Genomic DNA, 14,257 nt, shown 5'->3' on the forward strand with positions numbered 1-14,257 from the left:
TCCTACCTCCTCGCGAAGCGATCGGTCGCCTTCATCAATTGGTCCAATATGCCCGGCTCGGAATAGGCGTGGCCAGCGCCTTCGATCAGGTGGAAATCCGCCTCGGGCCAGGCTTTGTGCAGCGCCCAGGCGTAATGCGCCGGACACGGCATGTCGTAGCGGCCATGGACGATCACGCCGGGGATGCCGCGCAGCCGACCGGCATCGCGCAGCAACTGATCGGGCTCCAGCCAGCAGTCATGATGGAAATAATGATTCTCGATCCGCGCGAAGGCGATCGCGAAACGGTCGTCGCCATGCTGGCCAGTCAGCGCGGGGCTCGGCAGCAACGTGATGGTCTCGCCTTCCCACAGGCTCCACGCCTTCGCCGCCTCCAACTGCGCGGCGGGATCGTCTCCGGTCAGGCGACGACGATAGGCAGCGACCATCTCGCCGCGTTCCGTCTCGGGGATCGGCGCCACGAATCGCTCCCATTTGTCGGGAAACATCTGCGACACGCCCCATTGATAATACCAGGATATCTCGGCGCGGGTCGCGGTGTAGATGCCGCGCAGGATCAACTCGCTGACCCGGTCCGGATGCGTCTCCGCATAGGCCAGCGCCAGGGTCGAGCCCCAGCTGCCGCCGAACACCATCCATCGGTCGATGCCCGCCATCACCCGGAGCCGCTCGATATCGGCCACCAGGTGCCACGTCGTGTTGGCGGTCAGGTCGGCATGGGGCAGCGATCGGCCGCAACCGCGCTGATCGAACAGAAGCAGGTCGTAGCGCGCTGGATCGAACAGCCGGCGATGATCTGGCGAGCATCCGGCTCCCGGCCCGCCATGCAGGAAGACCGCTGGCTTCGCGCCAGGCGTTCCCACCCGCTCATAATGGATGCTGTGACCGTCGCCGACGTCGAGCATCCCGCTCGCATAGGGCTCGATCGGCGGATATAGCTGACCGGACATTGCTGACATGGCTACAAACTAGCGGAGTCCCACGATGCGCGCCAGCCGACGACAATTCTTGATCGGCGGCGGTCTCGCCGGCCTCGCCATGATGACCACGTCGCCCGGGTGGGCGGCCGACAGCGCCAGCGGCCTGACCCCGATGACGGGCAATGCGAAACCGATCTCCACCGAGGAACGGCTGGGGCGGATCGCCCGGGTCCAAGAACTGATGCGCGCGCAGGATATAGCCGCGCTGTTGGTCGAGGCCGGCTCGTCGCTCCTCTACTTCACCGGCATCGACTGGTGGCGCAGCGAACGGCTGACCGCCGCGGTCATCCCCGCCGACGGCGACGTGCTGATCGTCACGCCCGGCTTCGAGGAACCCTCGATCCGCGAAAGCCTGGCCGTACCCGGCGATGTCCAGGTGTGGCAGGAGGATGAGAATCCGATCGCTCTGATCGGCGACTTCCTCCGGCGCCGCAAGCTCGACAAGGGCGCCATCGCCATCGAGGAGACCGTGCGCTTCTTCGCGGTCGACGGGCTGCGACACGCGCTCCCCGATGCGCGGATCGTCTCGGGCGCCCCGGTGGTGCGCGGCTGCCGGATGATCAAGTCGCCTGCCGAGCTGGCGCTGATGCAGGTCGCCGCCGACATCCAGATCGCCGCCTTCCGCCACATCGCGCCGCGCATCGAACGCGGCATGAGCCAGCAGGACATCCAGGCGATGCTGATCGCCGCCAGCCGCGCGCTGGGCGGGGAAAGCGACGGCGGCCTGATCCTTATCGGCGAATCCAGCGCCTACCCGCACGGATCGCACACCCCGCGCCGGGTTGCCGACGGCGAGGTGATTCTGTTCGACGCCGGCGTCACGGTCCACGGCTATCAGTCGGATATCTCCCGCACGATGGTCTACGGCCGCGCCGCCGACGCACGGCAGCGGCAACTGTTCGATCAGGTCCGGCGCGGCCAGGACATCGCAATGGAAACCGCGCAGGTGGGCACGCCAGCCGGCAAGGTCGACGACGCGGTTCGCGCCTATTACGCTACCCTCGGCTATGGCCCCGGCTACAAGCTGCCCGGCACGCCCCACCGCACTGGCCATGGCATCGGCATGGACGGGCACGAACCGGTCAACCTCGTCCATGGCGAGGCGACGCCGCTGGCACCCGGCATGTGCTTCTCGAACGAACCCGGCATCTACATCCCCGGCGCCTTCGGGGTGCGGATCGAGGATTGCTTCCACATGACGGCCGAAGGCCCGCGCTGGTTCACCCGCCCGCCCGCCTCGATCGACCGCCCGTTCGACATAAATTGATCGAAGTCATGACTTTGACTTCCCGACATTCTATGGTGACGAAAGGCGTGACCGATCCGGACCGAAATGAACCAACCCGTCGAGATAGAACTCAAGCTGGACTTTGATCCGGCCGACCGGGAGAGACTGGCGGCCTGTTCCCTGTTGGGCCCCGCACCCGCGGCCACCCGCCGGTTAGCGGCTACTTATTTCGATACGCCCGCCCGTCATCTCGACAAGGCCGGCTATGCGCTGCGTATCCGCAAGGAAGGCGGCAAGCGAATCCAGACGGTGAAGGCCGCCTCGAGCGACGCCGCCGGCCTTTTCGTACGCGGTGAATGGGAACGGCGGGTCACCACCGATGCACCCGTTTTCGACGATCGATCCGGGCCGTTATCGCAGCTGTTCGAGGCCGATCTACTGGCCAGGGTCGAACCGGTCTTCACCACCGCGATCGACCGGACCGAGGGCCCCGTCGACCGACCTGATGGCAGCCGGCTCGAATATGCGATCGACGTCGGCGAGGTTCGCGCCGGCACGCGCAGCAGCGCCGTCTGCGAGCTCGAGCTGGAACTGAAGCAGGGCACGCCGCAGCTGCTGTTCGATCTCGCCCGCACGATCGGCGAGCAGGTCCCGCTCCGCCTTGGCGTTCTGACGAAATCCGAACGCGGCTATGCGCTCGCGGAAAAGGCCTTCACCGCGGCCGTAAAGGCGGAGCCGCTGAAGCTGGACAGGACCATGGCCGCCGGGGATGCCTTCGCCGCCATCGCCGCCGCCTGTCTTCGCCAGTATCGCCGCAACGAGGACCTCCTGCTGCTGTCGGCCGGGGTCGAGCAACTGCATCAGGCACGGGTCGCGCTGCGGCGCCTGCGGTCGGCCTTCTGGCTGTTCAAGCCGCTGCTGGAGGGCGACGCGCGCGCCGTGACCTTCGCGTCGGAGCTCCGCTGGCTCGCCGGCGAACTGGGCGAGATCCGCGACATCGACGTCCTCGTGCCCCGGCTGGAGGACCCCGCGCGATCGGCCTTGTTTGCCGTCCGCGAGAGCCGCTTCGGCCATCTGCGCAACCAGTTGGACGGCGGCCGGGTCAGGCGGCTCCCGATCGAACTCGCCGAATGGCTGGCGCTGGGCCAGTGGCGAACCGAACCGGCCGATCCAGGCCCGCGCGACCGCGACATCCGCTCCTTCGCCGGCGAGCGGCTCGATCGACTTCGCAGGCGGATCAAGCGCGAGGGTAAGGGCCTGGCCGACATTGGCGACGATCATCGCCACGAGGTCCGCAAGGACGCCAAGAAGCTGCGCTACGCGACCGAATTCTTCATATCGCTGTATCCGGGGCGGAAACCGCGGCAGCGAATCGACCGTTTCCTTGACCGGCTCGAGGCGTTGCAGGACAAGCTGGGACGGCTCAACGACATAGCCGCCGCGCCCGGACTGTTCGAACAGCTGGGGGTGGAGGCCGAACTGCCACTGCCGGGCAAGAAGGAGCGCAAACGCCTGCTTGACGATGCCGAGGATTGTTTCGAAGCCTTCATCGACAGCAAGCGTTTCTGGCGCGACTGAGGCCGCACGCCCGGGTTTCGCGCTTTCGCGCCGGACGATGATCGCCTCGGCGATGGCCGTGCTGGCCATTCCCGCCGTCGCGCGTCAGCCCGGCCTCGCCACCGCTGCCCCGATGATCGACCCGCGCCTGGCCGATCGCGCGCTGGCCGCGCTGTTCCGGCATCACCGCCATATCTGGTCGCGCGACGTCGTGGCGATCGCCGATTTCGGACTCCCCTCCGCGATCCCGCGCTTCTTCCTGGTCGATATCGTGCGGGGCACCACCACCGCGCTACTGGTCGCGCATGGCAAGGGCTCCGACCCCGATCATAGTGGCATGCTTCAGGGCTTCTCGGATGCCGTGGGGTCTGCCGCCACCTCCGAGGGCGCCTATCTGACCGGCGATCCCTACGACGGCATCCATGGCCCGTCGCGCCGGCTGATCGGCCTCGATCCAGGCAATGCCCATGCCGAGGAACGCGCGATCGTCATCCATTCGGCTTGGTACGCCAATCCCGATATGGTCGCGAAGCAAGGCAAGCTAGGTCGCAGCGACGGTTGCTTCGCCTTCGGGGAACAGGATATCGCGACGGTCCTTGCCCGTCTCGGCAAGGGCCGCATGCTTTATGCTGGGAGAGCCGATGGCTGAATGGTTTCGCCGCAACCTGGGCGCGATCAGTGGAGTGCTGGCGTTGATCGCCTGGTTCGCGCTGCTCTACTTCATGTTCTGGGACGTCCTCTGACATTGCCGTCGCCGCGCTGGGCTCGTAAAGGCGCGCCATGCTCCGCATTTCAGAAATCAAGCTGCCGCTCGATCATCCGGCCGAGGCGCTACCCGCCGCGATCGTCGCGCGGCTGGGGATTCCGGCCGCCGATCTGCTGAGCTGGGAGGTCGCCCGCCGCGCCAACGACGCGCGTCGCAAATCGGCGATCCTGATGGTCTACTCGGTCGACGTGACCCTCGCCGACGAAGCCGCGATTCTCGCGCGCTTCCCGGGCGACAGCCATGTCCGCCCCAAACCCGATACCGGCTATCGTCCCGTCGCCACGGCACCCGCCGACGGGGCGCGCCCGGTCGTCATCGGCGCCGGCCCCTGCGGACTGTTCGCCGGGCTGATCCTCGCGCAGATGGGCTTCCGCCCGATCATCCTCGAACGCGGCAAGGTGGTTCGCGAGCGGACCAAGGATACTTGGGGCCTGTGGCGCCGCAACGTCCTCAATCCCGAATCCAACGTCCAGTTCGGCGAGGGCGGCGCGGGCACCTTTTCCGACGGAAAGCTCTATAGCCAGATCAAGGATCCCCGCTTCCTCGGCCGCAAGGTGTTGACCGAGTTCGTGAAGGCCGGCGCACCCGAGGAAATCCTGACCGAGGCTCATCCCCATATCGGCACCTTCCGCCTCGTCTCGATGGTCGAGAACATGCGCGCCACGATCGAGCAACTCGGCGGCGAATATCGCTTCGAGCAACGGGTCGTCGATTTTGATATTCGGGACGGCCGGCTGCGCGGTCTCCACCTCCACAGCGGCGAGGTCGTCGAAACGAGCCACGTTGTGCTCGCCGTCGGCCACAGCGCGCGCGACACCTTCCACGCCTTGCACGATCGCGGCGTCCATATCGAAGCGAAGCCCTTTTCGATCGGCGTCCGCATCGAACATCCGCAGAGCTGGATCGACCGCGCCCGCTTCGGCCCATGCGCCGGCCATCCCGATCTCGGCGCCGCCGCCTATGCGCTCTCGCACCACTGCGCGAACGGTCGCTCGGTCTACAGCTTCTGCATGTGCCCCGGCGGCCGCGTCGTTGCGGCGACGTCGGAGGAGGGCCGGGTCGTCACCAACGGCATGAGCCAATATTCGCGCAAGGAGTTCAACGCCAATTCGGGCCTCGTCGTCGGCATCGATCCCGAGCGCGATTATCCCGGCCATCCGCTCGCCGGCATCGCCTTGCAACGCCATTGGGAAGAGCGCGCCTTCGTCGCCGGTGGATCGAGCTACGAGGCGCCGGGCCAGCTCGTCGGCGACTTCCTCGCGCACCGTCCGTCGACCATGTTGGGCGCGGTGGTGCCGTCCTACAAGCCGGGCGTCCATCTGACCGATCTGGCGGGATGCCTGCCCGATTTCGCGATCGCGGCGCTGCGCGAGGCGCTGCCTGTCTTCGGCCGCCAGATCCCGCGATACGACGATCCCGACGCAATCATGACCGGCGTCGAGACGCGGACGTCGTCACCGATCCGCATCACCCGTGCCAGGGATTTCCAGAGCCTCAACGTCGCCGGCCTGTTCCCGGCGGGGGAAGGCGCGGGCTATGCGGGCGGCATCCTTTCCGCCGCCGTCGACGGGATCAAGGTCGCGGAGGCGGTCGCCCAGAACCTCGTCGGCTAGACGCGACGACGAAGCTTGGCGGCACCACCCGCGGCATGGGCGGCATGCGATTCGGCCGGCCCGCGATAGGGTTCCTGATGCTCGACGCTCCAATAGCGCAGCTCGTTGAGCGGTATGCTCTCGCCCGTCACCGCGCACAGCACATGGTCGCCACGCTGGACGATCGTGAATTGGGGGGTGTCGTACCGCAGGATCGCAAGCTTACCGGAGAACAGCATGGCGACACCCTACAGGACGGGCGCCGGAGACGAAACCCCGTCCCCGACGATCACCGTCAGGCCCTGGGCACGACTTCGACGATCTGGTCGCCGGATTGCAGCTTTCCGGCGGCGATCTCCCAGAAGCCGTGGCATTCGCCGTCGCGGTAGATCCGCAGGCCCAGGCCGGTGGTGATCGCCGCCAGTGGCCTGCCGACCTCGTCCGCGCTCACGACCCGCTCGCGCAGGGTCACCCTTCCATCGGCATTGGCCAGATCGGCCATATAGTCGGCGATATGCGGCCCGTGAGTCGATCCGGCCAGCAGCAGCCCGGCGAAGCTGGCCGGGTTGATCACCGTGTCGGCGCCCGCCTGGCGCGCCAGCGTCTCATTGTCCTCGGATCGTATGACCACGCTGATCGGCGCATCAGGTGCGAACCGCCGCGCGGTCAGCACGATCAGGATCGAGGTGTCGTCGCGACCGGCCGCGACGATGATCGCCTTGGCCTGCGCGACCCTCACCGCCTCCAGCGTGGCATTGCGCGTCGCGTCGCCCTCGATGACGTTGGCGCCGATCGCCTCGGCCGCCCGAAGATTTTCCTGGCGCGGATCGATGACGACGATCTCGGCCGCCTTGGTCCCGCGCCGGATCAACTCGCTCGCCGCTTCGGATCCCGTCGTGCCGTAACCGGCGATCACGACATGGCCGCGCAACGTCCGCTGGATCACGCTCATACGCCACTTCTCCCAGACATGCTTGAGCAGGAATTCATAGGCCGTCCCCAGGAAGATCAGCCAGACGAATAGCCGGACCGGCGTGACGACGAAGGTGTCGAACAGCCGGGCCCGCTCGGTCACCGGCACGATATCGCCATAGCCGACCGTCGTGATCGTGATCATCGTGAAGTAGAGCACATCGACGAAGCTGATGTCGCCGTCGATATTGTCCCTCAGCCCGCCTCGGTCGATCCAGTGCCCCGCCAGCGCGACCGCTATCAGCGCGAAGGCCAGCAGCACCCGCCAGACCAGCGACAGCCAGACGGGCTTGCCGCTCTTGCGGTGGAGGATCAGCCGCTGATCGCGGCCTGGCCTTGGACGGAGCACGGCATCCCTTTCGTTTGACCGGTCACAACGGAAACAGTTCGCCTTTGATCCGTTCGTCGCTCCCTCTACAGGGATGCACGAAGCGCAGGCGGGAAGGAAGATCGATGGCATCGGGCTTGGTCGCATTGCTGGACGATATCGCCGGGCTCACCAAGCTCGCGGCGGCATCGCTCGACGATGTCGGCGCGGCGGCGGGCAAGGCCGGCAGCAAGGCGGTCGGCGTCGTCGTCGACGATGCCGCGGTGACGCCGCGCTACGTCACCGGCCTGACGCCCGACCGCGAACTGCCGATCATCGCCCGGATCGCCGTGGGCTCGCTCCGCAACAAGCTGCTCATCCTGCTGCCCGCCGCGTTGCTGCTCAGTGCATTCGCGCCGTGGGCGGTGACGCCGCTCCTGATGCTCGGCGGCACCTTCCTCTGCTTCGAAGGGGCGGAGAAGGTGATCGAGGCGATCGGCGGCCACCATCCGGTCGAGGAGCATGTCGCGACCACCGACCCGGCGACCCTGGAGAAACAACAGGTCGCGGGCGCGATCCGCACCGACCTGATCCTCTCGGCCGAGATCATGGCGATCGCGCTGGCCGAGGTCACCGATCAGACGATCCCGATACAGGCGGGCGTGCTCGCGGCGGTCGGCATCGCGATCACCATCGGCGTCTATGGCGTCGTCGGGCTCATCGTGAAGATGGACGATATCGGCCTGCACCTCACCCGGCGCGATGCCACCCGGACGGTCGGTACGCTGCTGGTCAAAGGAATGCCGGTCGTGATGCGCTGGCTGTCGATCATCGGGACCGCGGCGATGATCTGGGTCGGCGGCGGGATTCTCGTGCACGGACTCGAAGTCCTCGGCATCCCCGCGCCCGCCCATTTCCTGCATCATCTGAGCGAAATGACCGCCCATGCCGTGCCGGTCGGTGGCGGCGTCCTCGGCTGGCTGGTCACCGCGCTCGGGTCGGGCATCGTCGGCCTGGCCGTCGGCGGCGCGATCGTCCCAATCGTTCACCTGGTCAGCACCTTGCGCGGCAAGGCGCATTGATCAGGCCGCGACGGCAACTTCCCCGCGCCCGACGCCGAAACGCTGGCGATAATCGCCTGGCGACAGGCCGATGAGGCGGTGGAACAATTTGCGGAAGGCGGCAGCATCCTCATAGCCCACCGCCCAGGCGATCTGCTCCACCGGACGCTTGGTGAACTCCAAAAGCTCGCGGGCCTTGCCGATGCGCAGATGCTGCGAATATTCGTTCGGCTTCAACCCCGTCGCCGCCTTGAACCGCCGCAGGAAGGTACGCTCCTCCATCCCGGCCTGTCCGGCCATGTCGGCGACGCTCACCGCCCGCGCACCCTTGGCCTGGAGCCAGTGCTGGACCTTCAGGATCGGCTCGTCGCCATGGGTCATGCGCGGCGAAAAGCTGCTATAGTGCCGCTGCTCGCGGCCCGCCGGATCGACCAGCAGGAACCGGCCAGTCTCGACCATGACGGTCGGTCCGAACAGGCGGTCGACCAGCTTCAGCCCCAGGTCGGTCCACGCCATCAGCCCGCCGGCCGTGATGATGTCGCCATCCTCGATCACGATCTTGTCGGGATCGAGGAGCACGTCGGGAAAGCGCTCGCGAAAGGCGTTGGCGAATAGCCAGTGGGTCGTTGCCGGACGGCCGGAGAGCAACCCGGTCGCGGCCAGTGCGAACGCCCCGCCACAGTTCGACGCGAGGATCGTACCCTGCGCGTGTCGGTCCAGCAGGAAGCGGGCATAGGGCTCCGCCTCCACCGCATCCATCACACCGCTCAATCGGCCCGGCACGATAAGATAGGCGGGATCGCCCGACTCGTCGGCATGGGTGTCGTGGCAGCGGATGAAGCCTCCCTTGTCGTGCAGCCGCCAATGGCTGACCCGGACCGGTTGTCCCCCGTAATTGCTGGCGAACTGGCCGGCGATATAAAGCAGGTCGGTCATGCCGTGGACCATCGCCATCTGGCATCCCGGATAGAGGACCAGACCCACCTCGGGTCGCGCAGCCGCCGCGTTCCGTACCATCGCCAGCTCCTTTGTCGGTTTTGACCCGGATAATGTCGAATCCGCCAATCCCGACACTGCACCATGCCGCCTATTCCTTCAATCACCGGGCGGGAATGCCCCCCACGCTCAGACGGAAGGGACAGAGACATGACCACGATCACCACCAAGGACGGGGCCCGCATCTTCTACAAGGACTGGGGACCCAGGGACGGACAGCCGATCATCTTCTCGCATGGCTGGCCGCTGACAGCCGACGCCTGGGACGCCCAGCTCGTCTTCTTCGCCAACCAGGGTTTCCGCGCCATCGCCCATGACCGCCGCAGCCACGGCCGCTCGGATCAGGTTTGGGACAACAACACTATGGATCAATATGCCGACGACCTGGCCGAACTGATCGAACAGCTCGGCCTGCACGATATCATCCTGGTCGGCCATTCGACCGGCGGCGGCGAGGTTACCCGCTATATCGGCCGGCACGGCACGGCGCGGGTTACGAAGATCGGCCTGATCGGCGCGGTCCCACCGCTGATGCTCAAGACCGAAGCCAATCCGTTCGGCCTGCCGATCGAGGTGTTCGACGGCATTCGCAAGGGCACCTTCGACAACCGCTCGCAGTTCTTCAAGGATCTGTCGATCCCCTTCTACGGCTACAATCGCGAAGGCGCCCTGGTATCCGAAGGCATCCGCGAAGAGTTCTGGCGACAGGGCATGATGGGCGGCCTCAAGGGCCAGCTCGACAGCATCCGCGCGTTTTCCGAAAGCGACTTCAACGAGGACCTCAAGAAGTTCGACGTGCCGACCCTGGTCCTGCACGGCGACGACGACCAGATCGTACCGATCGGCGCCGCCGCGCTCTCGACCGTCAAGATCGTCAGCCAGGCCGTCCTCAAGATCTATGAAGGCGCCGACCACGGTCTGACCCAGACCCACCAGGACCGGTTCAACGCCGACCTGCTCGACTTCATCCAACAATGAAAAATCCCCTCCCTTCGGGGAGGGGACGCCAGACAAGGAAACTCCCCATGTCCAACAAGGCCCTCATCACCGGCGCTTCCAGCGGGATCGGCGAAGTCTATGCCGACCGCCTTGCCCGCCGCGGCCACGACCTCGTCCTCGTCGCCCGCAGCGCCGGCAAGCTCGAAGCCCTCGCCGCCCGGCTCCGCGCCGAAGCCGGCATCTCGGTCGAAATCCTGCCCGCCGATCTCGGCAAGGCCGACGACCTCGCCAGGGTCGAGGCCCGGCTGCGCGACGACACCGCCATCGACATGCTCGTCAACAATGCGGGCGTCGCCGGCGAAGGCCCGTTCGTCGATGCCGATCCGGCTTTCCTTACCGGCCTGATCAACCTGAACATCATCGCCGTCACCCGGCTCGCCGCCGCGATCGCGCCGCGCCTTGCCGCCAAGGGCCGGGGAACCATCATCAATCTCACCTCTGTCACCGCGCTGATGCCCGACGCCTTCACCGCCGTCTATCCGGCGACCAAGGCCTTCGTCCTCGCGCTTACCGAGGCGCTTCAGGTCGAGCTCGGCGCCAAGGGCGTCCGCGTCCAGGCGGTGTTGCCCGGCATCACCCGCACTGCCATCTGGGAGGAGGAGCAGATCCGGAACATTCCGGCAGAGATGGTGATGGACGTCGACGAGATGGTCGACGCGGCGCTGGCCGGGCTCGACCAGGGCGAGAAGATCACGCTTCCGTCCCTACCCGACAATGCCGACTTCGATGCCTATCTCGAAGCGCGGCTCGCACTGCGACCCAACCTGTCGCACCAGCACGCGGCGGCTCGCTACGGCCTCTGAAAGAGGGGGCGGCGTCGATCGGGCGCCGCCTCCGGTCAATCGATCCCGACGACCAGGCCGTCGCCGATCCAGCGCCCGAGCAGCTGGCCGGCGGCGGCAACGCCGCCCTCTTCTCCCAGCAGGTCGATCATCGCTACGCATATCGCCGCGAAACCGGCCCCCGAGCGTGCCAGCGCGATCGCCATCGCCTCGCCGGGCTCGGCCGTGCGAAAACGGGGCATCAGCTCGTTCCGCCATACCAGCATCGTCACCGGTTCGGGCAGAAGCCTGGCGGCGGGCGGCATTTCCCCGGTCGACAGTGCCGACCAGATCGCCGCTGCATTGCTGCGGAAATCCTTCGTGGCCAGCGTCGGCGACAGGCGCAGCACCGCCGTGTCCCAATCGACTTCGCCCAGTCCGGCCGGATCGACCGACGCGGCGTCGGGCCCGACAAAGGCTTCCGACAGGGTCAGGTCCAGCCAGCCGAGCTCGGCGATCTCGGGATCGTCGCGAAACAGCAGATCCAGCGTCTCGGGGAAGTCGCGCGCATAGGCGTCGAGCGTCCAGGCATGTGGCGGCGTGACGTCGATGTGCGCGGCCGTCGTCGACCAGAAGCGCTCGTCTCCGACCCACAGGTGCACGCGCTCGAAGGCCTCGGCCAGGCAGTTGGTCAGGGCGGCGCGGTAATTATTGTGGTAGATCTCGAGTCCGGACCGCGCACCGTCGCCGATGCGCGCCGCGGCATCCTCCGACGATTCCGACAGCCAGGCCCGGAAGTCGCGCTGCATCGCCAGCAGGCTCACGCCGCCCTCCGCACATAGGGGCGTGCCATGTCGCGCGCGACCTGCAACTCCTCCAGCAATTCGGCCAGCGGCGGAATATTATCGTCGCGTTCGATCATCGTCGCAACCGGGCCCACCTTTTCGACAGCCGCCTCATAGAGCGCCCAGACCGGCGGCGGCACCGGCCTGTCGTGCGTGTCGACAAGCAGCTTGTGGCCCTGGCTGTGCCCGGCGAGATGGATCTGCGCGACCCGGTCGGCGGGAATGCCCGCCAGATAGTCGCGCGCGTCGAAGCCGTGATTGGCCGCGCTGACATAGATGTTGTTGACGTCGAGCAGCAGCCCGCAACCGGTACGGGCGCACATGGCGTCGAGGAATTCCCATTCGGTCATCGGCGCGTCGGCGAAGGCGACGTAGCTCGACGGATTCTCGATCAGCATCGCCCGGCCGAGCATGTCCTGCGCAACGCCGATATTGGCGCAGACCAGGTCCAGCGCCTCCTCGGTATAGGGCAGCGGCAGCAGGTCGTGCGAGTTGAAGCCTTCCACCCGGGTCCAGCACAGATGGTCGGACACGAACAGCGGATCGACCGAGTCGACGAGCAGGCGGAGCCGCGCGAGATAGTCGCGATCGACCCCGTCGGCTGACCCCACCGACATCGATACGCCGTGCAGGGCGACGGGATGGCGATCGCGGACACGGCGGAGCGTGTCGCGCGGCCGGCCGCCGGGAACCATGAAATTCTCGGAGATCACCTCGACGAAGTCGACCGCGACGGGCTTCTCGCCGTCGAGGAAGTCGCCGTGGTGCGGCTTGCGCAGGCCGAGACCGAAGATCGCGCTGGTCATGTCGGGCATCGACGGACGCCGGCCGGACGAAACATGTCGTCCGACCGGCTCCAAAGCTTATTGCTTCTTCGGATCGGTGGTGACGCCGCCGGCGGCCGTGCAGGCTTCCGCGGTCATCGCCTTGTAGCCATGGCCCTTGCAGCTATTCTGGCCCTTGCACGAATGCTCGGCGGTGGCACAGTCGGAGGTGCCCTTGCAGCTGTTGACGCCGTAGCAGTGGACGGTCTTTGCTTCCTTGGTGGCACCGGCAAGCGCGGGAGCGGCCTGCATCGCGGCGAAAGCGATGAGCGCGGCGGAGGTGGCGGCGCTGATGCCGGTCTTGACGGTGATCATCTTTCAGTTCTCCCCTGATTATGCCTTCGGTGGCTCGGTCAGATACGCGGTGACCCGAGACCAGGTTACACTGCCGGACAAATATTTCACCAATATAGCAGCGGCGAGTCTCATGTCGTCGAACGGTCGGGCTGGGCCGATATGGATCGGCTGGGCCGGACGATCGTTACCGGGATGTGCCGACGCCTTCGGATGATCGTGCAGCCTTATCCTGGGCCCATGGCCCCAACAGCTGGATTCCATAGCGAGAATCGGGCACCCAAGGATCGACGACATGCCGGTGGGACGAACGGAGTTGCTGGAAAGGACGTTTTCGACCCGTAACCAGATGACCGTTCTCGTCGTCGAAGACGAACTATTCGTGCGCATGATAGCGGTCGATGCCCTCGAAGACGCAGGTTATACGACGGTTGAGGCGCAGGATGCCGATCAGGCGCTCATCCTGCTCGAAGTTCGCGACGACATCGATCTCGTCTTCACCGACGTCAAGATGCCCGGCGCGGTCGACGGGCTGGGGCTGGCGCTTCGGGTGCGCGAGCGTTGGCCCGACCTTCCGGTCATCCTGACCTCGGGACATCTTTATCGGGAGGACACGATGATGCCGGCATCGGTTCCCTTCCTGCAGAAACCCTATCGCGCTGCGACGCTGATCGCCGAAATGGGCAGGTTGCTGGGCTAGTTAGATCGCTTTGGCACCGAATGCCGGGTCGCACGTTGGCCATCCATGCAGAAACAGACTTGCGATGTGGAAAGCGAAGGCCGGCAGCTCGTTCAGTTGGTGCGCGAGGCCGCGCTTCGGCACGCGACCAGCTGGGAAGCGCTTGTCCCCAATGCCTTCGAGATAGATCTGGACGCCGAAGAGGCGGAGGAATCGGCCTATGCCGACATGGCGCTGGCGAAGCGCGCACTGCGGGATCATATCTGCGCCGTCTACGGCATCAGCCTGCGCGAGTTGGGAAGTCTCGCAGCTCCCTGATCGCGAAGCGCCATCGCCGACGATCGAAATGGCGGCAAACCGGAACCTGGCTCGCGCCGGACGGTTGTGAACGGGCCG

16 protein-coding genes are annotated in these 14,257 nt (G+C 66.4%); 9 read left to right on the forward strand and 7 right to left on the reverse strand.

The window, feature by feature from the left end:
* Positions 1-2 precede the first annotated feature (2 nt).
* Positions 3-959 carry a prolyl aminopeptidase gene (gene pip, locus ASE22_RS07480; RefSeq protein WP_056356912.1) on the reverse strand — a complete coding sequence of 319 codons (957 nt, stop codon included), beginning with the start codon at positions 957-959 and terminating at the stop codon, positions 3-5.
* A gap of 25 nt (positions 960-984) precedes the next feature.
* Here pip and ASE22_RS07485 point away from each other — a divergent pair, with 25 nt between their 5' ends.
* The 4 genes from ASE22_RS07485 (at position 985) to ASE22_RS07500 (ending at position 6,144) form a co-directional block, all read left to right on the forward strand.
* Positions 985-2,247: a M24 family metallopeptidase gene (locus ASE22_RS07485; RefSeq protein WP_056356915.1), complete on the forward strand. Its 1,263-nt coding sequence runs from the start codon at positions 985-987 to the stop codon at positions 2,245-2,247.
* A 66-nt stretch (positions 2,248-2,313) separates the two neighbouring features.
* The gene (locus ASE22_RS07490) at positions 2,314-3,786 is read left to right on the forward strand and encodes a CYTH and CHAD domain-containing protein (RefSeq protein ID WP_056356918.1); all 1,473 of its coding nucleotides are present in this window, start codon (positions 2,314-2,316) and stop codon (positions 3,784-3,786) included.
* A 37-nt stretch (positions 3,787-3,823) separates the two neighbouring features.
* Positions 3,824-4,414, forward strand: a complete 591-nt coding sequence (locus ASE22_RS07495) for a murein L,D-transpeptidase catalytic domain family protein (protein WP_056356921.1) — start codon at positions 3,824-3,826, stop codon at positions 4,412-4,414.
* Positions 4,415-4,545: 131 nt separating this feature from the next.
* The gene (locus ASE22_RS07500; RefSeq protein ID WP_056356925.1) at positions 4,546-6,144 is read left to right on the forward strand and encodes an NAD(P)/FAD-dependent oxidoreductase; all 1,599 of its coding nucleotides are present in this window, start codon (positions 4,546-4,548) and stop codon (positions 6,142-6,144) included.
* Here ASE22_RS07500 and ASE22_RS07505 read toward each other — a convergent pair.
* Positions 6,141-6,362 (reverse strand): DUF2093 domain-containing protein, encoded by a 222-nt coding sequence (locus ASE22_RS07505; RefSeq protein WP_056356928.1) that lies wholly within the window; start codon positions 6,360-6,362, stop codon positions 6,141-6,143. The two genes, ASE22_RS07500 and ASE22_RS07505, sit on opposite strands and share 4 nt — an antisense overlap.
* A gap of 56 nt (positions 6,363-6,418) precedes the next feature.
* Positions 6,419-7,444 carry a potassium channel family protein gene (locus tag ASE22_RS07510; protein WP_056356934.1) on the reverse strand — a complete coding sequence of 342 codons (1,026 nt, stop codon included), beginning with the start codon at positions 7,442-7,444 and terminating at the stop codon, positions 6,419-6,421.
* A 104-nt stretch (positions 7,445-7,548) separates the two neighbouring features.
* Here ASE22_RS07510 and ASE22_RS07515 point away from each other — a divergent pair, with 104 nt between their 5' ends.
* Positions 7,549-8,484: a DUF808 domain-containing protein gene (locus tag ASE22_RS07515; RefSeq protein ID WP_056356936.1), complete on the forward strand. Its 936-nt coding sequence runs from the start codon at positions 7,549-7,551 to the stop codon at positions 8,482-8,484.
* Here the strand turns inward: ASE22_RS07515 and ASE22_RS07520 are convergent, their stop codons facing one another.
* Positions 8,485-9,480, reverse strand: coding sequence for a GlxA family transcriptional regulator (locus tag ASE22_RS07520; protein ID WP_056356938.1), 996 nt, complete (start codon positions 9,478-9,480; stop codon positions 8,485-8,487).
* 129 nt (positions 9,481-9,609) lie between these two features.
* On the opposite strand from ASE22_RS07520, the gene ASE22_RS07525 reads away from it, so the two are divergent.
* Both ASE22_RS07525 and ASE22_RS07530 read left to right on the forward strand, forming a co-directional pair.
* Positions 9,610-10,437 carry an alpha/beta fold hydrolase gene (locus tag ASE22_RS07525; protein WP_056356941.1) on the forward strand — a complete coding sequence of 276 codons (828 nt, stop codon included), beginning with the start codon at positions 9,610-9,612 and terminating at the stop codon, positions 10,435-10,437.
* 47 nt (positions 10,438-10,484) lie between these two features.
* Positions 10,485-11,261: an SDR family NAD(P)-dependent oxidoreductase gene (locus ASE22_RS07530; protein ID WP_056356944.1), complete on the forward strand. Its 777-nt coding sequence runs from the start codon at positions 10,485-10,487 to the stop codon at positions 11,259-11,261.
* A gap of 35 nt (positions 11,262-11,296) precedes the next feature.
* On the opposite strand, the gene ASE22_RS07535 is transcribed toward ASE22_RS07530, so the two are convergent.
* Genes ASE22_RS07535 through bufA2 form a run of 3 tightly spaced genes read right to left on the reverse strand, consistent with a single transcriptional unit; the run spans position 11,297 to position 13,203 of the window.
* The gene (locus ASE22_RS07535; protein ID WP_056356947.1) at positions 11,297-12,043 is read right to left on the reverse strand and encodes an HvfC/BufC N-terminal domain-containing protein; all 747 of its coding nucleotides are present in this window, start codon (positions 12,041-12,043) and stop codon (positions 11,297-11,299) included.
* Positions 12,040-12,870 (reverse strand): MNIO family bufferin maturase, encoded by an 831-nt coding sequence (bufB, locus tag ASE22_RS07540; protein ID WP_414886256.1) that lies wholly within the window; start codon positions 12,868-12,870, stop codon positions 12,040-12,042. Before bufB ends, ASE22_RS07535 begins: the two co-directional genes overlap by 4 nt.
* A 57-nt stretch (positions 12,871-12,927) precedes the next feature.
* Complete coding sequence (gene bufA2 / locus ASE22_RS07545) at positions 12,928-13,203, reverse strand: BufA2 family periplasmic bufferin-type metallophore (protein WP_056356953.1); 276 nt, start codon at positions 13,201-13,203, stop codon at positions 12,928-12,930.
* A 328-nt stretch (positions 13,204-13,531) separates the two neighbouring features.
* Between bufA2 and ASE22_RS07550 the strand changes: the two genes are divergently transcribed.
* Both ASE22_RS07550 and ASE22_RS07555 read left to right on the forward strand, forming a co-directional pair.
* Positions 13,532-13,882 (forward strand): response regulator, encoded by a 351-nt coding sequence (locus ASE22_RS07550; RefSeq protein ID WP_235537539.1) that lies wholly within the window; start codon positions 13,532-13,534, stop codon positions 13,880-13,882.
* 45 nt (positions 13,883-13,927) lie between these two features.
* Positions 13,928-14,179 carry a hypothetical protein gene (locus ASE22_RS07555; protein WP_056550319.1) on the forward strand — a complete coding sequence of 84 codons (252 nt, stop codon included), beginning with the start codon at positions 13,928-13,930 and terminating at the stop codon, positions 14,177-14,179.
* Positions 14,180-14,257 lie beyond the last annotated feature (78 nt).

The sequence above is a fragment of the Sphingomonas sp. Root720 genome (assembly GCF_001428605.1).
In the GTDB taxonomy this organism is placed as follows: Bacteria; Pseudomonadota; Alphaproteobacteria; order Sphingomonadales; family Sphingomonadaceae; genus Rhizorhabdus.